The 25039-nt window shown below is 67.6% G+C and carries 17 protein-coding genes; 11 read left to right on the top strand and 6 right to left on the bottom strand.

Annotated features, from left to right (window positions below):
- The first annotated feature begins 91 nt into the window (after positions 1 to 91).
- From CPBF1521_RS20300 to CPBF1521_RS20270, 6 genes are all read left to right on the top strand, one after another.
- Entirely contained in the window at positions 92 to 1402 is a 1311-nt protein-coding gene (locus tag CPBF1521_RS20300) for a LysR family transcriptional regulator (RefSeq protein WP_115678090.1), read from the top strand.
- A gap of 13 nt (positions 1403 to 1415) precedes the next feature.
- Positions 1416 to 2834, top strand: a complete 1419-nt coding sequence (cls, locus tag CPBF1521_RS20295) for a cardiolipin synthase (RefSeq protein ID WP_115678089.1) — start codon at positions 1416 to 1418, stop codon at positions 2832 to 2834.
- A gap of 276 nt (positions 2835 to 3110) precedes the next feature.
- Positions 3111 to 4502, top strand: a complete 1392-nt coding sequence (locus CPBF1521_RS20290; protein WP_115678220.1) for an FAD/NAD(P)-binding protein — start codon at positions 3111 to 3113, stop codon at positions 4500 to 4502.
- 405 nt (positions 4503 to 4907) lie between these two features.
- Positions 4908 to 7094 (top strand): DNA helicase II, encoded by a 2187-nt coding sequence (gene uvrD, locus CPBF1521_RS20280; protein ID WP_115678088.1) that lies wholly within the window; start codon positions 4908 to 4910, stop codon positions 7092 to 7094.
- A gap of 185 nt (positions 7095 to 7279) precedes the next feature.
- Entirely contained in the window at positions 7280 to 7861 is a 582-nt protein-coding gene (locus CPBF1521_RS20275) for a sugar O-acetyltransferase (protein ID WP_115678087.1), read from the top strand.
- A gap of 110 nt (positions 7862 to 7971) precedes the next feature.
- Entirely contained in the window at positions 7972 to 8418 is a 447-nt protein-coding gene (locus CPBF1521_RS20270) for a universal stress protein (protein WP_104585166.1), read from the top strand.
- Positions 8419 to 8579: 161 nt separating this feature from the next.
- Here the strand turns inward: CPBF1521_RS20270 and tagK are convergent, their stop codons facing one another.
- Positions 8580 to 9254: a transcriptional regulator TagK gene (tagK, locus tag CPBF1521_RS20265; RefSeq protein WP_115678086.1), complete on the bottom strand. Its 675-nt coding sequence runs from the start codon at positions 9252 to 9254 to the stop codon at positions 8580 to 8582.
- A 353-nt stretch (positions 9255 to 9607) separates the two neighbouring features.
- Between tagK and ecfK the strand changes: the two genes are divergently transcribed.
- On the top strand, positions 9608 to 10147 hold the full coding sequence (gene ecfK, locus CPBF1521_RS20260; RefSeq protein WP_104650338.1) for an ECF-type sigma factor EcfK: 540 nt from the start codon (positions 9608 to 9610) through the stop codon (positions 10145 to 10147).
- Entirely contained in the window at positions 10126 to 12654 is a 2529-nt protein-coding gene (locus CPBF1521_RS20255; RefSeq protein WP_115678085.1) for a serine/threonine-protein kinase, read from the top strand. Before ecfK ends, CPBF1521_RS20255 begins: the two co-directional genes overlap by 22 nt.
- A 617-nt stretch (positions 12655 to 13271) precedes the next feature.
- On the opposite strand, the gene CPBF1521_RS20250 is transcribed toward CPBF1521_RS20255, so the two are convergent.
- Entirely contained in the window at positions 13272 to 13553 is a 282-nt protein-coding gene (locus tag CPBF1521_RS20250) for a DUF2782 domain-containing protein (protein WP_104585172.1), read from the bottom strand.
- A gap of 77 nt (positions 13554 to 13630) precedes the next feature.
- On the opposite strand from CPBF1521_RS20250, the gene polA reads away from it, so the two are divergent.
- A complete protein-coding gene (polA, locus tag CPBF1521_RS20245) occupies positions 13631 to 16432 on the top strand; it encodes a DNA polymerase I (RefSeq protein ID WP_115678084.1) in 2802 nt (933 codons plus the stop codon).
- 424 nt (positions 16433 to 16856) lie between these two features.
- On the opposite strand, the gene hemF is transcribed toward polA, so the two are convergent.
- The 4 genes from hemF to CPBF1521_RS20220 form a co-directional block, all read right to left on the bottom strand.
- Positions 16857 to 17756: an oxygen-dependent coproporphyrinogen oxidase gene (gene hemF / locus CPBF1521_RS20240; protein ID WP_115678083.1), complete on the bottom strand. Its 900-nt coding sequence runs from the start codon at positions 17754 to 17756 to the stop codon at positions 16857 to 16859.
- Between the two features lie 576 nt (positions 17757 to 18332).
- A complete protein-coding gene (locus CPBF1521_RS20230; protein WP_104585181.1) occupies positions 18333 to 18905 on the bottom strand; it encodes a hypothetical protein in 573 nt (190 codons plus the stop codon).
- On the bottom strand, positions 18902 to 19618 hold the full coding sequence (locus tag CPBF1521_RS20225; RefSeq protein WP_115678081.1) for a hypothetical protein: 717 nt from the start codon (positions 19616 to 19618) through the stop codon (positions 18902 to 18904). The genes CPBF1521_RS20230 and CPBF1521_RS20225 overlap by 4 nt, the downstream gene beginning before the upstream one ends.
- Before the next feature lie 307 nt (positions 19619 to 19925).
- Positions 19926 to 22286: a S9 family peptidase gene (locus CPBF1521_RS20220; protein WP_164740286.1), complete on the bottom strand. Its 2361-nt coding sequence runs from the start codon at positions 22284 to 22286 to the stop codon at positions 19926 to 19928.
- A gap of 357 nt (positions 22287 to 22643) precedes the next feature.
- Here CPBF1521_RS20220 and CPBF1521_RS20215 point away from each other — a divergent pair, with 357 nt between their 5' ends.
- On the top strand, positions 22644 to 23987 hold the full coding sequence (locus CPBF1521_RS20215; RefSeq protein WP_181901312.1) for an AMP-binding protein: 1344 nt from the start codon (positions 22644 to 22646) through the stop codon (positions 23985 to 23987).
- 35 nt (positions 23988 to 24022) lie between these two features.
- On the top strand, positions 24023 to 25039 hold the full coding sequence (locus CPBF1521_RS20210; protein WP_147295481.1) for a hypothetical protein: 1017 nt from the start codon (positions 24023 to 24025) through the stop codon (positions 25037 to 25039).

The raw sequence follows: 25039 nt of genomic DNA, 5'->3' as shown, positions 1-25039 counted from the left end.
TCGTTAGGAGTGCGCCGAGTCTGTGCAGCGATCGCCTGCTGGCTCAAGATTCATTTGAGGTATGCATATTGGTTTTGCTTATAGTTAGAGCATGCCGCCGACTCCCGAGCCGAACCTTCGCCATCTGTACGCCCTGGCCGTGGTGCATCGGCTGGGCAGCATCAGCGCGGCCGCGCCGCAGGTGAACCTGTCGCAGCCGGCATTGACGCAGGCGGTGGCGCGGCTGGAACAGCAGCTCGGTGCGCGCCTGTTCGAGCGGCATCCGGGCGGCATGGTCGCCACCGAGGCCACGCAGCTGCTGGTGCCGCGCATCGAGCGGGCGTTGGCGCAACTGGGGCGCGGCATCCGGGTGGCACGGCGGGCGCTGCGGCTGCCGGCGCGCCCCGGCCTGGAGCGACGGGTTTCGCTGGGGCAGCTGCAGGCGTTGGTCGCGGTGGACCTGGCGGGGAGCTATTCGCTGGCCGCGGCGCGCGCCGGGGTCTCGCAGCCGGCGATCTACCGCGCGGTGCAGTCGCTGGCCGATGTGGTCGAGGTACCGCTGACGGTGCGTCGCGGCAAGACCGTGCAAGCCACGCCGGTGGCCACGCGGCTGTTGCGGCAGGTGCGCCTGGCGCTGGCCGAATTGCGCGCCGGCCTGGACGACGTTGCCGGGCTGCGCTCGCAGCATGCCGGCCGGATCGCGCTGGGGGTGATGCCGTTGGCGCGGGCGATCCTGCTGCCGCAGGTCCTGGCGCGGTTTGCGCGCGCGCATCCCGGTGCCAGCGTCAACGTGGTCGAAGGCCCGTATGCCGAATTGCTGGCGCATCTGCGCGAGGGCGGGCTGGATCTGCTGATCGGTGCGCTGCGCGAGCCGTTGCCGCTGCGCGATGTGCTGCAGGAGCCATTGTTCGACGACGAGCCGGTGATCGTGGCGCGTAGCGGGCACCCGCTGGCCGGGCGCACCTATGCGTTTGCGCAGCTGCTGGACTATCCCTGGGTGATCGCCACCACCGGCACGCCGGTGCGCGCGCGCTGGGAGCGCATGTTTCGTGATCAGCAGATCGAGCCACCGGCACTGCGCATCGAATGCGGCGCGGAACTGACCATCCGCGGGCTGCTGCTGGAAGGCGACTGGCTCACGCTGATGTCGCGCGACCAGTTCCTGTTCGAGCGCCGCGCCGGGTTGCTGTGCGAGATCGGCCGCGCCGGGCCGCAACTGCGCCGCCAGATCGGCATGACGCTTCGCAGCGACTGGCATCCCACCCGCGCGCAGTCGGCATTCGTGCAGACGCTGCGGCAGGTCTGCGCCGAGCGCGTGCAGCCGGCCGATGCACAGGGCGGGCCGTTTCGCTATTGCGTGCCGATCGACGCGCCCGCCCCGTTGCGTTCACACACCGGGCGGTCAGAATTGGAACCTTCTTGAGAACGGATTGCTGATGCTGCCTGACTGGTTGCAAGGGACCTGGCTGCTGGCGCTGGACTGGGTGATTCGCCTGGCCGCACTGTTGTGGATTCCGGCCCGCACCACGCCCGGTGCAGCGCGTAGCTGGTTGCTGCTGATCGGCTTCGTGCCGGTGGTCGGCCTGCCGCTGTATCTGCTGTTCGGGCATCCGTGGCTATCGCGGGTGCGGGTGGAACGCCAGGCCACCGCCTCGCAGGTGATCCGCGAGCAGCAACTGCCCCTGCACGCCTTGCGCTGGACCCCGCAGGCGGATACCAGCAGCGCCGAGGTGGTGCCGCTGATCGAACGCCAGGGCGATTTCATGCCCACCCTGGGCAATGCGGTGGAGTTGCTGGACGACTACGCGCAATCGCTGCAGGCCCTGGTCACGGCGATCGACACGGCGCAAAAGCGCGTGCACCTGCTGTATTACCTGATGTTCGACGATGCGGTGGGCGATGCAGTGGTCGCTGCGCTGCAACGCGCCAGTGCGCGCGGCGTGCGTTGCCGCGTGCTGCTGGATGCGGTGGGCGCCAAGCGCGGTCTGCGCCATTACCGCAAGCGGCTGCAGGATGCTGGCGTGGACGTGCTGGCGGTATTGCCCGGCGGCCTGCGCTGGCGCCGCAGCGGGCGCATGGATCTGCGCAACCATCGCAAGATTGCGGTGATCGACAACCAGGTGGGTTTCGTCGGCTCGCAGAATCTGGCCGAGGCCGGCTTCATCGATGGCGTGCCCAATCGCGAGCTGGTGGCGCGCGTGCGCGGGCCGGTGGTCAATCATCTGGAAGCGGTATTCGCCAGCGACTGGTTCACCGAAACCGGGCAGCGCCTTGACGTGTGGCCGGACGCACCGGTCTGCGAGGCCAACATCGCCACGCAGTTGCTGCCCAGCGGGCCGGCGTATCCGTTCGAGAATGCACGCGATGCGATCAACGCGGTGATCCATCTGGCGCGCCGCAAGGTGGTGCTGGTGACGCCGTACTTCGTTCCCGACGAAGCCTTGCTCAGCGCCTTGCGCATCGCTGCGGTGTCCGGCGTGGATGTGCAGCTGATCCTGTCGGAGAGCAACAACCAGGTCCTGGCGGCCTGGGCGCAGGAGGCGTATTTCGAGGAGCTGCTGCGCTGCGGGGTCAAGATCGCGCTGTACCGCCCGCACTTCCTGCATGCCAAGCACCTGAGCATGGATGAGGACATCGCACTGGTCGGCTCGATCAACCTGGACATCCGCTCGTTCGCGCTCAACGCCGAGATCGGCATGCTCTGCTACGACCGGGGCGTGGTGCAGCGGTTGCGTGTGATTGAGCAGGATTACCTGGCCAACGCCCGCCAGCTGGACCTGGAGCAGTGGCGCACGCGCCCGGCCTGGCGCCGCAGCCGCGAGGGCATTGCACGCCTGGCCGATGCGTTGATGTAGACCTTGCGTGTGTTGCCCGGTTCACGCGGTGCAGTGCCCGTTGGAGCGTGGGTGGTGCCTGCGATGGCAGGCGTCATGCTGGGTGCAGGCGTGGGCCAGCAAGGTCTTACCGGGTGCGGGCGTGCCCGCGCTCGAACGGACGCGTCGGGCGATCGCTCTGGCGGGTGGGCGCGTCAGGTGACCGGCATGCCTGCGCGGCGTTGCGCTACCCCGGCCATTGCGGCTGGCATGGCCACTGTCATCGGTGCGACGCGACGCATCGCCTACAATTGCCGGATGAATGAACTGCGTGATCCCGGCGATGCAGTGATCGCCATCGTTGGCGGTGGCGCATCCGGTGTGCTGGTGGCGCTGCAGCTGCTACGTCAGGCCGTGGCGCCGCTGCAGATCGTGCTGATCGAGCCGCACGCGGTGCTGGGCGAGGGCGTGGCCTACTCCACCACGCGGCCGGAACATCTGCTCAACGTGCCCGCCGCGCGGATGAGTGCGTTGGTGGAGGCGCCACAGGATTTCGTCGATTACCTGCGTGCGCACAGCTGCTGCCCGGAGCTGGAGGACGCGCAGCTGCCGCAGCACTTCGTCGGGCGTCGGCACTACGCGCCTTACCTGCGCAATCGCCTGCAGGCTGCGCGTGCGCAGGGTCCGGCGACGCTCACCGTGCACGGCGCCCGCGTACAGACATTGCAATGCGATGCCGATGGCGCGCTGTTGCAGCTCGACGATGGACAGACCCTGCAGGCCACCAGCGTGGTGCTGGCGGTAGGCAATGCGTTGCGGCCGTTGCCACTGCGCGGGGCCACCGGCCTGTCGGCAGCGCAGCGGGTGGAAGCCTGGGATACCGAGGCGGTCGCCGCTTTGCCGCAGGAGGCGGCGGTGTGCATCGTCGGCTCGGGACTGAGCATGGCCGACACGGTGGTGACGCTGGCCGCACAGGCGCATCGTGGGGCGGTACACGTGGTGTCGCGGCATGGGCTGCTGCCGTTGCCACAGGTGCACTGCGTTGCGGCGGACTTCGATCCGCAGCCGTTGCTGGCGCTGCCGCTGCGTGCGCGGATGCGCAGCGTGCGGCAGCATGCGCGGGTTGCGATGGCGCAAGGCCTGCCCTGGCAGAGCGTGATGGAGCGTCTGCGCCCGCTGAGCCAGGCCTTGTGGCAAACGCTGTCGATCGCCGACCAACGCCGCTTCCTGCGCCATGTGGTGCGCTATTGGGATGTGCATCGCCACCGCATCGCTGCGCCGGTGCATGCGCAGCTGCAGGCGATGCGCGCGCGCGGGCAATTGCAGCTGCATCGCGCGCGGCTGGAGGTGGCGTACCAGGCCGGTGCCTGCGTGCGGCTCAGTGCCGGCGCCAGTGCCGGGCATGCGCTGCAGCTGGATGTGCAGACGCTGGTCAACGCCACCGGCGTGGAAATGCGCGTGCAGGCGATGCGCAACCCGCTGCTGCAGCAACTGCTGGGGCAGGGCATTGCGGTCGCCGGGCCGCATGGGATCGGGGTGGATACCGATGCCGATGGCTGCCTGATCGATGCCGATGGGCGCGCCAATCCGCGGCTGCGGGTGATCGGCAGCCTGCGGATCGGTTCGTTGTGGGAGAGCCTGGCGGTACCGGAGCTGCGTGAGCAGGCAGCGGCGATTGCGCGGGATGTGTTGGGACTGCTTGGGCGGTGATTGATCGGCGTCGCTCCCTTCTCCCGCCGGGAGAAGGTGGCGCGTAGTGCCGGATGAGGGCGCTCAGACATCTACCAGTGCCTGCAGTGACAAACGCGTCGCCACGCGCCTTCGGACGTGATGCACCGACTGCTTCGCCTCGTACCCTCACCCCGACCCCCCCGCTCCGCGCCCGGGCCCGGGTTCGGGCGCGGCCCACGTCTTGCGACGCGGGCGATCCAGGACACGCGCGCCAATGGCGTGCAAGCGGCGCCTCTTCGCCCCAACGGGAGAGGGGCCTTACGTCCTTCTCCCATTGGGAGAAGATGCCCGGCAGGGCGGATGAGGGCAGGGCGCAGCGCCGCATTCCCAACCGCTTCATCGCAATCTCAGCCGCAGCGACGCCACAACCGGTAAAATACGGCGGTGGATGTCTCTCATTTGCTCGATCATTTAAACCCCGCCCAGCGCGAGGCCGTTTCCGCGCCGCCGGGGCATTACCTGGTGCTGGCCGGCGCCGGCTCCGGCAAGACGCGCGTGCTGATCCATCGCATCGCCTGGCTCAACGAAGTCCAGGGCGTGCCCAATCACGGCATCTTCGCGGTGACCTTCACCAACAAGGCCGCCGGCGAAATGCGCCACCGTACCGACCTGCAGCTGCGCAACGGCAGCCGCGGGATGTGGATCGGCACCTTCCATGGGCTGGCGCATCGGTTGCTGCGCCTGCACTGGCAGGACGCGCGACTGCCGGAAGGCTTCCAGGTCATGGACAGCGACGACCAGCTGCGGCTGGTCAAGCGCGTGGTGCAGGCGCTGGAGCTGGACGAGGGCAAGTATCCGCCCAAGCAGATGAGCTGGTGGATCAACGAGCAGAAGGACGAAGGCCGCCGTCCGCAGCATATCCAGCCCGAGCCCAACGACGACTGGACCGAGGTGCGCCGGCAGGTGTACGCGGCCTACCAGGAACGTTGCGACCGCTCCGGCCTGCTGGATTTCGCCGAGTTGCTGCTGCGCGCGCATGAACTGCTGCGCGACACCCCGGCCTTGCTGGCGCATTACCGTGCGCGCTTCCGCGAGATCCTGGTCGACGAATTCCAGGACACCAATGCCATCCAGTACGCCTTCGTGCGCGTGCTGGCCGGCGAGACCGGGCATGTGTTCGTGGTCGGCGACGACGACCAGGCCATCTACGGCTGGCGCGGCGCCAAGGTCGAGAACGTCCAGCGCTTCCTGAAGGATTTTCCCGGCGCGCAGACCGTGCGGCTGGAGCAGAACTACCGTTCCAGCGCCAATATCCTGGGCGCGGCCAATGCGGTGATCGCGCACAACCCGGACCGCATCGGCAAGCAGCTGTGGACCGACTCCGGCGACGGCGATCCGATCGACCTGTACGCGGCCTACAACGAGGTCGACGAGGCGCGCTATGTGGTCGAGCGCGCACGGCAGTGGGTGCGCGACGGCGGCAGTTACGGCGAAGTGGCGGTGCTGTATCGCAGCAACGCGCAGTCGCGCGCGCTGGAAGAAGCGCTGATTTCCGAGCAGCTGCCGTACCGCGTGTATGGCGGCATGCGCTTCTTCGAGCGCGCCGAAATCAAGGATGCATTGGCGTACCTGCGCCTGCTCACCAACCGCAGCGACGATGCCGCGTTCGAGCGCGCGGTCAACACGCCGACACGCGGCATCGGCGATCGCACGCTGGATGAAGTGCGCCGCCTGGCACGCGCCAACGCCTTGTCGCTATGGGAAGCGGCGATGCTGTGCACGCAGGAAAACACCCTGGCCGCGCGCGCCCGCAATGCGCTGGCCACGTTCCTGAGCCTGGTCGGCCAGCTGCATGCCGAAACCGGACAGATGGAACTGGCCGAGCGCATCGACCACGTGCTGATGCGTTCGGGCCTGCGCGAGCATTGGGCCAAGGAAAGCCGCAGCGGGCTGGATTCGGAATCGCGCACCGAGAACCTGGACGAACTGGTGTCGGTGGCCTCGCGCTTCACCCGCCCGGACGATGAAGACAGCCAGGGCATGACCGAGCTGGTGGCCTTCCTGGCCTATGCCTCGCTGGAAGCCGGCGAAGGCCAGGCGCAGGCCGGCGAAGAAGGCGTGCAGCTGATGACGCTGCATTCGGCCAAGGGCCTGGAATTCCCCATCGTGTTCCTGGTCGGCCTGGAAGATGGCCTGTTCCCCAGCGCACGCTCGCTGGAAGAAAGCGGCCGGCTGGAAGAAGAGCGGCGCCTGGCCTATGTGGGCATCACCCGCGCGCGGCAGAAGCTGGTGCTGTGCTACGCCGAATCGCGGCGCATCCACGGCCAGGACAACTACAACGTGCCCTCGCGCTTCCTGCGCGAAATCCCGCGCGAGTTGCTGCACGAGGTACGCCCGAAAGTGCAGGTCTCGCGCACCGCGTCGCTGGGCGCGACGCGCGGCGGACCGGTACACGGCGTGGTCGAAGCCGCACCGATCAAGCTCGGTGCCAATGTCCAACACCCCAAGTTCGGCGGCGGCGTGGTCGTGGACTATGAAGGCGCCGGTGGGCATGCGCGGGTGCAGGTGCAGTTCGACGACGTCGGCGCCAAGTGGCTGGTGATGGCCTACGCGAATCTGACGGTGGTGTAAGCGGGGCGAGCAATCGCCTGCATCGCGGGGTGTGTTCGGTACGCGGCAGCCGTGTCCCGATCCGGCCGGACAGTGTCATCGGCATGAAGGCACTGCCGGCAGCATTGGTGCATCGCCCGATGCATTCACTGCGGCATCCGTGACACCCTTGCGTTCGAATCGAACGCAGACAGACCCACGGCCCGATGCGCACCGAAAAACATAAGATGCTGGCAGGCGAGCTCTACAACGCTGCCGATGGCCAACTGCAGGCCGACCAGACGGCCGCGGCCGACTGGATGGCGCGCTACAACGCCAGCGCCGCGCAGCCGTCTGCCCACCGGCACGCGCTGCTGGTCGAGCGCTTGGCCGAGGTGGGTGCAGGCGCGGTGATCCGCCCGCCGTTTCATTGCGACTACGGCTACAACATCCGCCTGGGCGCCGGCGTGTTCCTCAACTTCAACTGCGTGATCCTGGATGTCTGCGAGGTCAGCATCGGCGAGGGCACGCAGGTGGGCCCGGCGGTGCAGTTCTATGCCGCCGACCATCCGCGCGACGCGGCAGGACGCGCCAGCGGGCTGGAGTTCGGGCGACCGATCCGGATCGGGCGCAACGTGTGGATCGGTGGTGGTGCGATCATCCTGCCGGGCGTGTGCATCGGCGATGATGCGGTGATCGGCGCCGGCGCAGTGGTCACCCGCGATGTGCCGGCCGGCGCGACCGCGCTGGGCAATCCGGCGCGTATACGTGCACGCCGCGACGCTGCCGATGCAGCGCCAACCGATTGAGTATTGCAGCAACCCGCGTGGCGGCATTGATGCGGATCAAGGCGTGTGCCGCAGCGGACTGTCAGGCTGAATTCCACCGGCAGCCAGGCCGGTCATCCAAGGAGGTCACCATGTACAAACGTATCCTGATCGCCATCGATGCGTCCGAGTTGTCGCATCGCGGGTTGTTCCAAGGCCTGGAGTTGGCGAAGGCCACCGGTGCCAAGGTGGACATCGTCACCGTGTCCGAGCCGTGGGCGATGGGCATGTACGACGCGATGGGCTGGAGCGTGGGCTACGAGGCAAGTCCGGAGTACCGCAAGGAACGCGAAGCTGCCGCAGAGAAGATCCTGCGCCCGGCGCTGGAGCTGGCAGCCGCGGCCAATATCAAGGCCACCTCGCGCCACGTGCTGGACCGCTTCGCCGCCGAAGGCATCGTGCAGACCGCCAAGGAGTGCAACAGCGATCTGATCATCATGACCTCGCACGGCCGCCGCGGCATGCGCCGCGTGCTGCTCGGCAGCCAGACGGTGGAAGTGCTCACGCACAGTTCGATTCCGGTGCTGGTGATCCGCTGACTGCCGGACGTCTTGCTGCGCAGGACCACCGGGAGCGCATCGCGCGCTCAAATCGCACATCCTCTTGGCGGCACGTCTTTTCGTAGGAGCGCGCCCGAGCGCGACGAAGCGTTACCGGCAACATCCCATCGCGCGCAGGCACCGCTCCTACGCCGATTGGATCAGCGTTCCATCGGCTCCGGCCGAGCTGCAGCAAGGCGTGTGGCGTGTGCAAGACGCCGTAGCGCTTCGGGATGCAGCAGGTCGCGATCCAGCAAGGCTGCGGAGCGCACCGGCGGCATGCCGGTACGCTCCGGCGCGTCTTCCCGGAGCGGGTGCGGGCTCAGTTCGCGCATGAAGCGCCATAGCGGCATGGCGTGCCCGCGGCGTGGCGCATGCGTCGGCTGCGCGGCACGGCACTGGCGGCGCCACTGCACCGGCGGCATGCCGAAACGCTGCTGGAAACAGCGTTGGAACTGGCGCTCCGATGCAAAGCCCACTTCGTACAGCAACCAGGTCAGGCTGCACTCCGGGTAGGCCTGCAGATAGCGGTGCGCGGTGCACAGGCGCCGCTCGCGGATATGGCGGGCCACCCCGCCACGCGACTGGAACAGCCGGTACAACGACGCACGCGACACCGCGAATGCCTGCTGCAGGGACTCGGTACCGAGCTCGGCTTCGCCGATATGCTGCTCGATGTAGGCCAGCAGCTCGCTCATCAGCGGCGCGTGCGCCTCCACCAATGCGGAGGCCTGCGGGACGATGGCGTTGTCATAGCCGGTGTTGCTCATGCGGGTGCTACCTGCGGCCCGCTCCCCGGGGCCTGTCATCTGACCAACCGAGAAAAGCGGCGCCAGGCCATCACCGCGTTTCGTGAACCCGGCGCTGCGTCACGCGTCGGTGTGATCGATGCCGATCCAGGCCAACCGGCCGGCCCCTTCCTCGATGCACCGCGGCGCTGGAAAGCTGCATGGACCCTGCCTGTGCCTTGGGTGGCGGCCAACGCAAAGCCAATCGCAACGGCATCGCATCGAGGTCGGGGTCGGGAACGGCGCTGGCTGGAGAAAATGCAGCATGGCAGGCTGACCGTTGCGCGGGATGCTTGGGTACCAAGCCCCGGCTGATCGAGCGAGCTAAACCGTTTGGTTTTGAAACGCCCACCCGATCGCCAATGCGGGATACTGGGTTCTCACGCAGGCGAGATGGCCCGATGTCCGAGCTGCCGATCACCGAGTTGTTGCAGGCCTGGCAGCGCGACGAACCCGGCGCGGGCGATGCGTTGGCGCGGCAGGTGTACACGGCGCTGCGCGAGACCGCGTTGCGGGCGCTGCGGCGCGATGCACGCGCGGGCTTGCAGGCGACCGAGCTGGTACATGAGGCGTGGATGCGGCTGGAGCAGGGCCAGCAGGGGTTTCAGTCGCGCGCGCATTTCTATTCGGTCGCCGCGCTGCAGATGCGCCATCTGTTGGTGGATCTGGCGCGGCGGCAGGCCAGCGCCAAGCGGCTCGGGCAGGCGGTAACATTGACGATCAGCCTGTCCGATGGCGCGCCGCGGCCGGAGGCATTGCTGATGGTTGCCGATGCCTTCGACAAGCTGGCGCGCGTGGATGAGCGCAAGGCCAAGGCATTCGCGCTGACCGAACTGGTGGGTTTCAGCGTGGCCGAGGCGGCCGCGCAACTGGAGGTATCGGTGCCGACGCTGGAGCGCGATCTGCGCTTTGCGCGGGTGTGGCTGGCGGCGCAGCTATGAGCAGTGCCGCCACCTCCTGGCAGCGATTGGAAGCCTTGTTCCATCAGGCCTGCCAGCTGCCGGTGGACGCGCGCCAGGCGTTTGCGCGCGCGCAGGCCGGCGAGGACGTGGTGCTGCGCGATACATTGCTGGCGATGCTGGCAGTGGAATCGCAGGCCACACTACGCGTCCGCGCACCGTTGAAACAGGCCGTGGCGGCATTGCGCGCGCCATTGCCGGAACTGCCGGCCGGTACCCGCTTCGGTGCATGGGCGATCGACCGTCTGATCGGTGCCGGTGGCATGGGCCAGGTATATCTGGGCCATCGCGCCGACGGTGCGTACGAGCGCGAGGTGGCGATCAAGCTGGTCGCCGCCGACGCGCTGGATGTGCAGGGCCGCGCGTTGTTCGAGTTTGAATGTCGCTTGCTGGCGCAGATGGTGCACCCGGCGATCGCGCAGATCCACGACGTGGGCACCGACGCGTACGGCCGCCCGTACCTGGTGATGGAATACCTGCGCGGCGAGCCGATCACCTGGTGGTGCGATGCGCATCTGCTGTCGCTGCAGGCGCGTGTGCTGCTGATGCTGCGGGTCAGCGAAGCGGTGCAGCATGCGCACCAGAAAGGCGTGATCCATCGCGACCTCAAGCCCGGCAACGTCTTGGTCAGCGACGTCGACGGGCGGCCGATGCCGGGCGTGATCGACTTCGGCATCGCGATCGATGCGGCCAACCCGGCCATGCGCTTCGCGCAGGGGCGCGGCACGCCCGGCTACATGAGTCCGGAACAGGCGCGCGGCGCGCAGGACGTGGACGCACGTAGCGACATCTATGCACTGGGCGCGATGTTCTATGAGTTGAGCTGCGGGCTGGCGCCGGTGGCCGGGCGCGATGGGTTGCCGCAGCCACCATCGCAACGCGTGGCGGCGGTACCGGCCGACGCGCGTGCGCGGATCTGCGCGGCACGCGCGACCACGCATCCGCGACTGCAGCAGCAACTACGCGATGGCCTGGATGCGATCTTGTTGTGCGCGTTGGCGCCGGAGCCTGGTGCACGCTATGCGTCGGTGTCGGCCTTGATGGACGACCTGCATCGCTGGCTGGACGGGTATCCGCCACGCGCCCTGCAGGCCGGCCATTGGTTGCGCGTGCGCAAGTTTGCCCAGCGCCACCGCAGTGGCGTGTTGGCTGCCGCCCTGGTGTCCACTGCGCTGATTGCCGGCCTGGGCGCAACGTTGTGGTCGCTGCAACATGCTGCGCGCGATGCGCAACGCGCGCAGGTCACCGGCGATTTCATGAGTTCGGTATTGTCCAGCGTGGATCCGGGCATTGCGCAGGGCCTGGACAAGACGCTGATGCTGCGCGTGTTGCAGCAGGCGTCGCAGCGTGCCGCGCGCGAGCTGGCCGACCAGCCGGACGCGCGTCTCCAGGTGGAGCTGACGCTGGGCCGCACGCTGATCGCGCTTGCCGACTATCCGCAGGCGGCGGCGCATCTGCGGACTGCGCATGCACTGGCGCAGCGCAGCAAGGGCGCTGCCAGCCTGCAGGCATTGCAGGCAGCGTCGATGCTCGGACAGGCGCTGACTGGCGCCGGCAAGACGGGCGAGGCCGAACAGGCGCTACGCCAGGGCATGGCGCAGGCAGCGCACGGCAACGCGAGGCAGCAGGCGCTGGGCAATGAGATGCGTGCGTGGCTGGCGTGGACGCTGCGCGGCCAGGGCCGCATGCGCGATGCACTGATGGAGGGCCGGCACGCCTATGTCGCTGCCGTGGCCAACACGTCCACCACTGCCGACCAACGCATCGACGCGGGCAATGTCTATGCCGGCATTCTGGCCGACGTCGGGCAACTGACCCCGGCGATTGCGTTGCAGCGCAGCCTGCTGCGCGAGCGGGTTGCCGCACATGGTCCCGACCACCCGCTGGTCGTGCCGATGCGCAACAGCCTGGCCATGTTCCTGCTGATGCAGCGCGATTTTGCCGCAGCCGAAACCGAACTGGCCGCGCTGCTGCGCGTCACCCGCAAGCTCTATGGCGATAACGCCGCCGATACCTTGATGGTGGAAGGCAACCTGGCCCATGCATTGCGTCAGCAGGGCAAGCTGGCCGAGGCCGGCCCGCATTACCGCGCCGCGATGGAGCGTGCGCGCACCGTGTTCGGCGACGATGCGCAAGCCACCATCACCTACCGCAGCAACCATGCCCTCTGGCTGCTGGATGCCGGGCAGGTGGATGCCGCATTGGCCGAACAACGCGCATTGCTGGCCCCGTCCCTGCGTGTGTTGGGCCGGGGGCATCCACAGACCGCCGAGATCCTGCGCGGCATGTCCGAGGCCGAGCGCAGGCTCGGCCAGCGGGCTGCCGCGCGCGCTCACGCACAGCAGGCCTTGCAGATCCTGACCGGCATCTACGGCGATGCCGAGGAGCCGTTGCGTGCCGCACGCCTGACCTTGGCGCAGGTCACCCCGGCCAGTGCGCCTCCTGCCACTGCCAGCGCACCGAACACGGCTACGGTTGCGCAACGCTGAGAGCCCGTGCCGGGTTGACCGGGTGCCACCGGCCGAGCGTGGCTACCACTGCAAAAGTTCGAGCGTGGCCCTGCATGTCGCGCGCCTGACAGGCCTGGACGCGTGCCCGATGATCGCCGGCGAGGCACCGTCTGGCGGCGTGTCGGGGGTCGGGCCTGAGGCCCAACGCCCAAGGGCCAAGGCACTGACCATGCTGATCGGCGGCCTGCCCGCGACGCGCATCGTCGGCCTGGCGATGTACCTCGGCCCCCGTCTGGCAGCGTGGCCGGCGTGCCCATCGCATCAGCCGGCATCCGGACCGTCACCGCAGCCGGCACGCCGCCGGCCTCCATCAACGCCACCAGTGCCGCTGCCGGCCTGCTCGATCCGGCCAACGCCTCCGGCTCACCGTGCCGGCCTCCGCCGTTGCCGTCGGCGGGCAGCGCCCGGCCGGCCACAGCGTGGGGTTTGCAGATCTGTCCACCAGCGGCACCCGCCCCGGGCCTGACCCGCACCGACCCCGCGCACCAATTCGCCGCCGCAACGCCACAAGGTGCCGTCACCGGGACCAGCGACTGAAGAGCCAATGGACCGACCCTCTACGATTCCCGATTCCCGATTCGATCCCGAATCCCGAATCACCAGCTATACAGCTTCCAATACACCTTGTTGACCTTGTCCCTCTCGGCATCGGTATGCCCGTCGTGATCGCGGTCGTACAGGAAGTAGGGCGCCCCGCGTGCAGGCGTCACCCGCACCATTTCCAGCTGGCCGTTGACGCGGTACTCGTCGACCTTGTCGCCGTTGCCCATGGTCTTGCTGGTCACATCCGCGCCGGCCGGCACATCGCCGACCGCACCGCTGGTGGCGCAGCCGCCGAGCAGCAGTAACGGCAGCAGCAAAAGACTCGCTCTGATCATTGTCGTCATCCGTTCTAGGTCGTCGGCCAGTATGCGCTGGCAAGGTGTAGCGTGGGCGTGCAGCGTAGAATTGGCGCATGAGCAGATTAGTCCTGATCGACGGGTCCAGTTACCTGTACCGCGCGTTCCACGCGCTTCCGCCGCTGACCAATGCCCAGGGCGAGCCCACCGGTGCCTTGTTCGGCGTGGTCAACATGCTGCGCGCCACCCTGAAGGAGCGCCCGGCCTATGTCGCGTTCGTGGTGGATGCGCCGGGCAAGACCTTCCGTGACGATCTGTATGCCGACTACAAGGCCAATCGCCCGTCGATGCCCGACGAGCTGCGCGCGCAGGTGCAGCCGATGTGCGACATCGTGCATGCGCTGGGCATCGACATCCTGCGTATCGATGGCGTGGAAGCCGACGATGTGATCGGCACGCTGGCCCTGCAGGCCGCCGCCGATGGCCTGAGCGTGACCATCTCCACCGGCGACAAGGACTTCGCCCAGCTGGTGCGTCCCGGCATCGAGCTGGTCAACACCATGAGCGGCAGCCGCATGGATTCGGAGGAGGCGGTGATCGCCAAGTTCGGCGTGCGCCCCGACCAGATCGTCGACCTGCTGGCGCTGATGGGCGACACCGTCGACAACGTGCCCGGCGTGGAAAAGTGCGGCCCCAAGACCGCCGCCAAATGGCTGGCCGAATACGAGTCGCTCGATGGCGTGATCGCCAACGCCGACAGGATCAAGGGCAAGATCGGCGAGAACCTGCGCGCCGCATTGCCGCGGCTGCCGCTCAACCGTGAGCTGGTCACCATCAAGACCGACGTGACGCTGGCCAGTGGCCCGCGCGCGCTGGACCTGCGCGAGCCCAACGCCGAGACGCTGGCGGTGCTGTACGCCCGCTACGGCTTCACCCAGGCGCTGCGCGAACTCGGCGGCGCCGCTGCCCAGGCCGGCCTGCCGACCGAGCCGATGGCGCTCGGCGCCGCCGCCGCCAGCGCCCGCACCGAACCCGGCCGCGCCCGCGGCACCGGCTTCGTGTCCGGCCCGGTCAGCGCCCCGGTGGAGGTGGACCCGGCACTGTCGGCACCCGGCCAGTACGAGACCATCCTGACCCAGGAACAGCTCGACGGCTGGATCGCGCGCCTGCGCGCCGCCGGCCAGTTCGCCTTCGATACCGAAACCGACAGCCTGGATCCGCTGCAGGCCGACCTGATCGGCCTGAGCGTGGCCGCCGAGCCCGGCCAGGCGGCGTATCTGCCGTTCGGCCACAACTTTCCCGGTGCCCCGGCCCAGCTCGACCGCACCCAGGCGCTGGCGCAGCTGGCACCGCTGCTCACCGACCCTGCGGTACGCAAGCTCGGCCAGCACGGCAAGTACGACCTGCATGTGATGCGCCGCCACGGCATCGCACTGGCCGGCTACAGCGACGACACCCTGCTGGAAAGCTTCGTGCTCAATTCCGGCAGCGCCCGCCACGACATGGACAGCCTGGCCAAGCGCTACCTGGGCTATGACACGGTCAAGTACGAGGACGTCTGCGGCAAGGGCGCCAAGCAGATCCCGTTCGCCCAGATCAGCCTGGAGGACGCCACCCGCTACGCCGCCGAAGACGCCGACATCACCCTGCGCCTGCACCAGGTGCTCGGCCCCAAGCTGGCCGCAGAACCCGGCCTGGAGCAGGTCTACCGCGACATCGAGATGCCGCTGGTGGAGGTTCTTGCACGCATCGAGGCCAACGGCGTGTGCGTGGACGCGGCCGAACTGCGCCGCCAGAGCGCGGACCTGTCCAAGCGCATGCTCGCCGCCCAGCAGAAAGCCACCGAGCTGGCCGGGCGCAGCTTCAACCTGGATTCGCCCAAGCAGCTGCAGGCACTGCTGTTCGACGAGCTCAAGCTCCCCGCGGTGGTCAAGACGCCCAAGGGCCAGCCCTCGACCAACGAAGAGGCGCTGGAGGCCATCGCCGATCAGCACGAGCTGCCGCGGGTGATCCTGGAATACCGCGGCCTGACCAAGCTGCGCAGCACCTACACCGACAAGCTGCCGGAGATGATCCATCCGCAGTCCGGACGCGTGCACACCAGCTACCACCAGGCCGGTGCGGCCACCGGGCGGCTGTCCTCGTCCGATCCGAACCTGCAGAACATCCCGATCCGCACCGAGGACGGCCGCCGCATCCGCCGCGCCTTTGTCGCCCCGGCCGGGCGCAAGCTGATCGCCTGCGACTACTCGCAGATCGAGCTGCGCATCATGGCGCACCTGTCCGGCGACCCCGGCCTGGTGGGCGCGTTCGAGTCCGGTGCCGACGTGCACCGCGCCACCGCCGCCGAGGTGTTCGGCCGCACCATCGACACCGTCAGCAATGATGAGCGCCGCGCCGCCAAGGCGATCAACTTCGGCCTGATGTACGGCATGAGCGCCTTTGGCCTGGCCCGCCAGCTCGGCATCGGCCGAGGCGAGGCGCAGGACTACATCGCGCTGTACTTCAGCCGTTACCCGGGCGTACGCGACTTCATGGAGACCACCCGCCAGCAGGCGCGCGACAAGGGCTACGTGGAGACGGTGTTCGGCCGCCGGTTGTATCTGGATTTCATCAACGCCGGCAGCCAGGGCCAGCGTGCCGGCGCCGAGCGCGCCGCCATCAATGCGCCGATGCAGGGCACCGCCGCCGACATCATCAAGCGCGCCATGGTCAGCGTGGACGGCTGGATCGCTGAGCACGCGCAGCGCGCGCTGATGATCCTGCAGGTGCACGACGAACTGGTGTTCGAAGCCGAGACCGATTTCGTCGACACGCTGCTGAGCGAAGTGACCGCGCGTATGTCGTCTGCTGCTGAATTACGCGTGCCGCTCGTGGTTGACTCGGGGGTTGGCGACAACTGGGATGAGGCGCATTGATGCAGTAGTGGCGCCGATATGCTGAACGCGCAGACCAGACATAATGCGTATCGGACCTGCGCCGATGGAATGAATAACCGCTAAATTCTACATTTTTTTAACAGGTATCTTCACGATCCATCAATGTAGAAAATGGTGTTATATCCCTCGACGGGCGCAACGCCTGTCGTCAGATCTCTCCCATCCCCTGGAGCAGATCTCGGAACGGAAACTACTCCCCAAGTTTCCGTTCCCTGGCCCCGCCGACCTCCCCCTGGTCTGCGGGGCTTTTTATTTTCGGCGTCGAATTATTTTGCTACGCAACATAACCGGTTCAGCGCATTGCGCATTCATCGGTACCGTTGGTAATCACAAATTTAAATGGGCTGTATTAATTCAATTAATCAACACAGCGTTTCATCAGTACCGTGTTCTTTATCTGGATTCAGCCCAGCCAGTCGCGCGGTACCAGATAGTCCATCAGCCGCGCCTCGGCGCTACTCGGTTCCGGCGTGAAGCCATATTCCCAGCGCACCTGTGGCGGCAGGCTCATCAGGATGCTTTCGGCACGCCCGCCACTTTGCAGGCCGAACAGCGTGCCGCGGTCGTAGACCAGGTTGAACTCCACGTAGCGGCCGCGGCGGTAGAGCTGGAACTGGCGTTCGCGCTCGCCATAGGGCGTGTCCTTGCGGCGCGTGACGATCGGCAGGTAGGCATCCAGGAAGCCGTCGCCGACCGCGCGCTGGTAGGCGAAGTCACGTTCGAAATCCTGACCCAGGTCGTCGAAGAACAGCCCGCCCACGCCACGGGTCTCGTTGCGGTGACGCAGGAAGAAGTATTCGTCGCACCAGTGCTTGTGCGCGGCATAGCGTTCGTCGCCGAACGGCGCGCACAGTGCCTGCGCGGTGCGGTGCCAGTGCAGCACGTCCTCGTCGACCGGATAGAACGGGGTCAGGTCGAAGCCGCCACCGAACCAGGCCGCCACCACTTCGCCATCGCGCTCGGCGCGGAAGTAGCGCACGTTGGCGTGGGTGGTGGGGACATGCGGATTGTGCGGATGGAATACCAGCGACACGCCACAGGCGCGCCACGTCGCCCCGGCCAGCTCGGGCCGATGCGCACTGGCTGACGGCGGCAGGCGCGAGCCGGACACATCGGAAAACCCGATGCCGGCCTGCTCGAACACCGCGCCATTGCGCAGGATGCGGGTGCGTCCGCCACCGCCTTCCTCGCGTTGCCATAGGTCTTCGGCAAAACGCGCGCTGCCATCGATGGCTTCCACAGCAGCGCAGATACGATCCTGCAGGCCGGTCAAATAATCGCGTACACGGTCGAATTCGTTCATGCCACGATTCTAAGCGCTGCGTCGCGCTTCTTGCAGTCGGGCAAACGCGCCCGTTTGTCGCAGGGCGAGGCGCTGCGTCGTGTGGGGATTGGGCGCATGAGCAGCCAGGCTTTGCTGCGTCGTCCCACACCAGGCTTCACGCCTGGCGTTTTCCGTTGGGATTGGGCGTGTGGGCGAGGCAGAAGCACGAGCAAAAGCAAAAGCAAAAGCAAAAAAAGCAGGGCGTTGATCTGCTGGTTTGCTGCAGGGCCCTTGCCCGCCCACCATCGCAGGACACGCCGCAAGTACGTCCTTGTAGGCTCTTACGCGGCATCCATGCCGCGTAAGGTCCCGCGACGGTAGGCGGGCAAGGACCAGTCGGGATGGCCGGTGTACATGGAAAGAGCAGAAGCGGGGGTGGCGGTCGGGCCAAGGTCCCGCGGCGGCGGGCGGGCAAGGACCAGTCGGGATGGTCGGTGTGTATGGGCAAGAACAGAAGCGGGGTGGCGGTTGGCCAAGGTCCCGCTGCGGCGTGCACGGACCATCGGGGATGGTCGGTGTGCATGGCTGGGGACGCAGGCCAACTTCAACCAGCGATCATGCCTTGCGCGAGGCCGTAAATTCGGCGCGCACCGCAGGCGTGCACAACCGCCATGCCAGCGCTGCGTGGAGACAGCCGATCGCCAGCACGCCCAGGCCCGTCAGCAGCAGCGCCGCCTGGCGTGTTGCCTGCAGGCGTGCCTGCAGCTCCGGCCACTCGGGGCTGTGCAGGACGTCGGCCGGCAGCATCGCCTGCACGCCCTCGAACACCGGCCCGATCAACGCCAGGCCGCCGACATTGAGCAGCCCGGTCACCAGCAACACCGCTACGAACCCGACCCGCGCCCACTCGCGTCGCTGCAGCAAGGCCCAGCTCAACCATGCGAAGGCGACCGACAGCACCACGCCTACGACCGACAATGACACGGCATGATCGATCAGCCACTGCAACGAGGCGGGCAGGGTGATCCCTTCGGGCAGGCCCAGCGTCGCCGCGTCGGGCATCAGCGCGATCATCACGATCTGCAACAGGTTGGACATCGCACTGACGACGCCCAGCAACAAGGACACCCACGCCAGCGGCGTGACGAAGCCGCCTCGTGGTCGGGAGGCTGGTGCCGGCGTGCTCATTGCAGCAAGGCGATATGGGCGGCCACGGCAGCCTGGCCCGGAGGATCCAGCGCTGGCTGCAGTTGCGCGTACCAGCCCGGCAGCGCGTCGGCCGGCAGGCACTGGCGCAACAACGGTGTGCTGCGCTCCAGGAAGGCGTCGAGGAAGGGCAGCCCGCGCACGTAGAGGAAGTGGCTGTCGGTGATCGACATTCCGGCGTAGGCTTCGCGCAACCATTCCAGATGCGGCAACGCGTGTGCGCCGTGACCGGCGCGGGTCAGCGCGGTGAGGAAACTGGTGCGTGCGGTGGCCGGCGAGGTCGAACGCTCCTGCGCGTTCAAATCATCGAAGGTCAGCAACCACTGCTCGCCACGATCGATCTCGTTGCACATCACCGAGGTGGTCGCCAACTGCAGTGCGTTGTGTGCGGTGGGTTCGAGCTCGTACAGCGCCAGCCAGTGCGGATACGCCTCGTGATAGCGGTCCAGCGCACTCAGCGCCAGTGCGCACAGGCGTTGCGCGTCGGCACCCAGGTGCAGCTGCGCCTGCGCAGCGTTGTAGGCGCCCAGCTGATCGCCGCGCTGGAACAGGGTCAGTGCGGGCTGCAGTGCCGGGTCGATCTCGACGTCGGTCGCGGTGTCGTCGGCTGCAGCCGCCGGCGCTGCGGTGGGTTCGGTTCGGGGCGTCGTGGCCACCGGGGTCTTGCGTCCAAACAAACGGTCCCACAGGCCCATCGCGATTACCTTCTGCACGCCGCGGAAGTGGAGACCGCTGCGGTGCCGGCGGCGCTCCGGTCGGGCGGCGGGCCGGCAGAGGGGAGCGCACTGCGCCAGCGATCTGCCGATCCTGCGCCAAGCTTAGAGCTAGTTGCGTACGTGGAGGTGAGTACCGACATGGTGTCGCGTGGCATGCGTAACGCAGTGGCGCATCACGCGTGCGACGTGGCTGGCCTGCAGCTTGCTGCAGGATGCGGATGCTGCCGCTGCGACATGCCATCGGCCGGACGATGTACCACCCATCGCCCGGTCGCAGCGCCATGGCTTACGGCTTCACCTGCTCATTGAACAGCTTGAGGATGCGCTTGTATTCGTCCAGCCACGAATCGGCGCGGGTAAAGCTGTGGCGTTCCAGCGGATACGGCGCCACCTGCCAGTTGTCCTTGTGCAGCTCCATCAACTTCTGGGTCATGTCGACCGAGTCCTTGAAGAACACGTTGTCGTCGATCATGCCGTGCGCGATCAGCAGATGGTCGCGCAACCCGTCGGCGTAGTTGATCGGCGATGAGGTCTTGTACGCGTCGGGGTCGAGCTCGGGCGTGTTGAGGATGTTGGAGGTGTACTCGTGGTTGTACTGCATCCAGTCGCCGACCGGACGCAGCGCCGCGCCGGCCTTGAACGTGCCGGGGCTGCGGAATAGCGCCATGTAGGTCATGAAGCCGCCGTACGAGCCGCCGTAGATGCCGGCGCGCGCACGGTCGCCCTGCTTCTGCGTTACCAGCCACTCCAGCCCGTCCAGGTAGTCTTCCAGCTCCGGATGGCCCATGTTGCGGTAGATCGCGGTGCGCCAGTCGCGGCCGTAGCCCTCCGAGGCACGGTAGTCCAGGTCCAGCACGATGTAGCCCTGCTGCACCAGCAGGTTATGGAACATCTGCTCGCGGAAATACGGCGTGTAGCGCTGCGAGACGTTCTGCAGGTAGCCGGCGCCATGCACGAACATCACGATCGGATACTGCTTGCCGGGCTCGGGGTTCTGCGGCCCGTAGTACTTGCCCCAGACCGTGCCGGCGCCATGCCGCGACGGCACCTGCACGTACTGCGGTGCGATCCACGGCTGCGCCTTGAAGGCGGGGGTGCGGGTGTCGGTCAGCAGCGTGGCCTGGCCGCCTGCGGCCGGCACCACCGCCAGCTGCGGTGGCAGGTAGCTGCCGGAATAGCGCACCAGCAATTGCTGCCCGTTCGGCGACAGACGGAAGCCTTCCACGCCATTCAAGGCGGTGACTTCGGTGAGCTGGTCGCTGCGCAGATCCAGCTTGCACACCTCGTAGTCGCCCGGCCATGTCTGATTGCACAGAAAGAACATGCTGCTGCCGTCGGCGCTGGGTACCGGCATCGACACTTCCCACTTGCCGCGCGTGCGCTGGCGCGGCTTGCCGTTGCCTTCCACGGTGTACAGCTGCGAATAGCCGGATTCTTCCGACAGCAGCCACAGCGTGCGGTTGTCGGGCAGCCAGCCGAAATCGTTGAAGTCCCAGTTGATCCAGGCGCTGTCGCTCAGGCGATGCCGCGGCTGCAAGGTGGCATTGGCCAGGTCCACGCTGGCGATCCAGCGGTCCTTGTTGTCCACCGCGCGAATCTCCACCGCCACATTGCGCCCGTCATCGCTCCAATGCACCGCCGGCCCGCTGCCGTCGCCATCGCTTTCCACACGCACGGCGCGGTTGCCCTTGAGCGGATCTTTCCTGGCGGCCTTGCGCAGCGCGGCCAGCGGGTCGGTGGCAATGCCCGGCAGCGTGTCGAACGACAGCGCTCTGGCGGTGCCGGCGCTGACATCCACCAGCCACAGCGCATGCGCCACCGGTGCATTGCGACCGACGCGGGTGCGCACTTCCTGGAATTCCTCGTAACCGGATTCGGTCACGTACTTGGGCATCTTGCCGGCCTGGCCCTCTTCGGCGCCCTTGGCCTGGGTGACCACCAGCAGATGGCGGCCGTCCGGCGACAACGCGCTGTCGACGATCTCCACCTCATCGCCCAGATACACCGGTGCCGCCGCACGGGTGGCATCGGCGCGGCGCCAGGCGTCTTCCTGCGCGCGTAAGGCATCGCGCTGCTCACGATCGCGCCGCAGTGTGGCCAGCGTGGCCAGCTGCTGCTCGCGCAACACGTCGGCCTTGGGCGCAGCGTTGGGATCGCGCTCGGCCTTGACCACCGCAACCTGCGCGGTGCCGGCGTCGGCGCGCCAGTGGTACCAGTTGTTGCCCGCGCGCCAGATCGCACCGCCATCGCTGGCGAACTGCGGCCGCGATTCGACCTCGTTGCTGCGGGTCAGCTGGGTCAGCGCGCCGGAGCGCAGGTCGCGCAGGAAGATGTCGCCATTGCGCGCAAACAGCATGCGCTGACGGGTCGCATCGTAGCTCGGGTTATCCGCATCCAGGCCGGCACGGGCGTTGTCGGCCACGCGTTCGGCAGTGCCGCCGCCGGCGCCCTGGCGGTAGGTGTCGCGCACCGGTGAGCCATCGCGCTTGAGCAGGTATTGCACCTGCTTGCCGTCCCACTGCCACCAGGCCTGATCCACCGACGGCCCGATCCAGTCCGGATCGGCCATCACCTGTTCGATGGTGAGCGGTGTGGCGGACTGCGCGTGCGCGGTGACAGCCAGCAACAACAAGGACAGCGGCAACAATCTGGGCATCGGTAACGACTGGACGCAACAAGGAGCGGACAAGCCTAGCAGCTCGCTTCCATCGGGGGCTTGGGCCACAGGTCATGGACGCGGGGCGGTGCGTGCGTCATCGACGAGGCAAGGCATTCGCCGCTGGCGGACGCGACCAGCTGCGGTGCGCGCATGTCGGCCAACGCCAGCGCATCGGCGCGATGCACTCCACGCCGCGCGCCGCGCCAGCAGCGGCGTGGAGCCTGGGTCATGTACGCCTTCGGCCAGCTTCGAACCGCCGCCGCCGCCGCGTAGCGGGAAACCTCCCGACTTGCCAGCAGCGCAGGTGGCGGCCAAGCTAGCGCGCTTTTGCGATTGTCGGTTCCCATGTCCAGCCTGCCTGTTCCTGCCGTTTCCCACCCGATGGCCGTCGGCGCGCCCGGCCGGCCGCTGGCCTGGCGCGCGGGGCAGTCGGTCGACCTGGCCACCTTCATCGCGCACGTGCACGGCCTGGCGCAGCAGCTGCCGGACGGTCGCCACGTGGTGAACCTGTGCGAAGACCGCTATCGCTTCATGGTCGCGTTCTATGCGTGCGCGCTGCGCGGCCAGGTGTCGCTGCTGCCGTCCTCGCGCGCACCGGCCGTGGTCGGCGAAGTGCAGGCGCGGCATGCCGATGCGTACTGCCTAGGCGATCTGGCGCTGGAGCTGGCGCCGCCGCGCTACTGGCAGTTGCCGGCCGAGTTGCCGCAGGCCCCGGGCCCGATCCCGCAACTGGCCGACGATGCCCTGGTGGCCATCGGCTTTACCTCCGGCAGCACCGGCAGCCCGCAACCCAACCCCAAGACCTGGGGCAGCTTCCTGACCAGCACGCGCCAGGACCTGGTTGCGCTGGAAAGCCTGTGGGCGCACACCGACGCGGTGCCGCACGTGGTCGCCACGGTGCCGCCGCAGCACATGTACGGCATGGAATTGTCGGTCCTGCTGCCGATGGTGACCGCGCTTGCGGTGCATGCGGGCCGCCCGTTCTTCCCGGACGATGTGGCGCGCGCGCTGGCCGATGTTCCCGCCCCGCGCGTGCTGGTGACCACGCCGGTGCATCTGCGCGCGCTGGTGGAATCGGGCGTGGTGTTGCCGCCGCTGGTCGGCATCGTCTCGGCCACCGCGCCGTTGGCGCAGGACGTGGCCGCTGCCGCCGAGGCGCGCTTTGGCGGCGAGGTGCGCGAGATGTTCGGTTCGACCGAAACCTGCGTGTTCGCCGTGCGCCGCACCGCGCTGGAAGCGGCATGGACACCGCTGCCCGGCGTCCGCCTGGAAACGCAGGCGGCAGGCACCTTGGTGCACGCGCCGCATCTGGCCACGCCGGTGCTGTTGGCCGACATGATGGACGTGGCCGCCGACGGCCGTTTCCAGGTGCGCGGCCGGCAGGCCGATCTGCTGGAAATCGCCGGCAAACGCGCCTCGCTGGCCGATCTCACCCGTCGCCTGCTGGCCATTCCCGGCGTGATCGATGGCGTCATCGTGCAACTCGCACCCGACCCCGGCCAGGCGGTCGGGCGCATCGCCGCACTGGTGGTCGCCCCGACCCTGGACGAGGCGCAGATCCTCGACGCCCTGCGCGTCAGCGTCGACCCGGTGTTCCTCCCGCGCCGCCTGCGCAAACTCGCCGCACTGCCACGCAACGAAACCGGCAAGCTGCCACGCGATGTGGTGCTGGGTTTGCTCAACGGCTGAGCGATACTGGCCGGACACCAAGGAGGCGTGGCCGCATGCGCAAGGGATCTGCAAGCAGATTAGTACTCATCAGTGTCGCAGTCGTATTGGCGATTGTGGCGATGTGTCTGGCGTGGCTGCGATGGCATCGCCTGGATCAGGCAGTTGAGGCAGATCCTGTGCATGCGGCCACTGCTGTTGTCATGCCGGCCGGACAATCCAAGCCTGTTGTCGCTTCTGCGCCTCTACCGCCAGCTGATACGCCGCTGCGCCAAGTCTTCGACGACCTCAGTCGTCGCGCGGATCAAGGTGATCCAGCGGCCGCATGCCGCTTGGCTATCGAGCTTGATCGCTGCGATGTGATCCAGCAGCAACTCGCCACTTACGACGAGTTGGTGTGGCGCGCACAGCGTGCGCGTGAGCGAAAGGTCGTCACCCCCAATGCGAACGCCGACTTTGCTGCATGGGACAAGATGCTGGATGGCATGGCGACGGGACTGCTCAAAGCTGCGGATCGTTGCGAAGGTGTACGGCAGGTTTCCGTGGCCGAGCGGGTCGCGTTGTGGCGACAAGGTGCGCTTGGTGGCAATCCGGGGGCGCTTGCGCACTACGCGGTCGGCAACGCGTTTCGGCGCCGCGACATGCTGGAGCTTCTGCCGGAACTGCAGCGCTATCGAAAAGAAGCGGAATCGATGGCGCTGCAGGCGGCCTCGCGCGGAGACCTGCAAACCTCCCTGGCCTTGGCGGCGGCTTATTCGCCTCGCCGCGATACCGGTGAGCGATTTTTCCTGGCGCAGGTGGTCCAGACGGATCTGGCCCGATCGTTGGCGCTGTATCGACGTGGCAGCCAGCAGCTGCCGGCAACTGCCGGCCCGCGCTCGCGCGAGGTGATAGACGACAACATCGCCTGGTTGCAGAAGCGCGCGACAGCCAGCGATCTCGCAAGAGCTGATGTGCTGGGCAATGCGTGGGCGCGGCAGTGGTCTGCTACGCCAAAGGCTGGGTCAGCCGCGTTGACGGTGAACGAAGAAGGCGGTGTGGACGATATCGAACCAGCGCAATGCGCTCAATGA

The organism is Xanthomonas euroxanthea, from assembly GCF_900476395.1.
GTDB classification, from domain to species: Bacteria; Pseudomonadota; Gammaproteobacteria; order Xanthomonadales; family Xanthomonadaceae; genus Xanthomonas; species Xanthomonas euroxanthea.
This window is presented reverse-complemented; position numbering and strand designations above follow the sequence as displayed.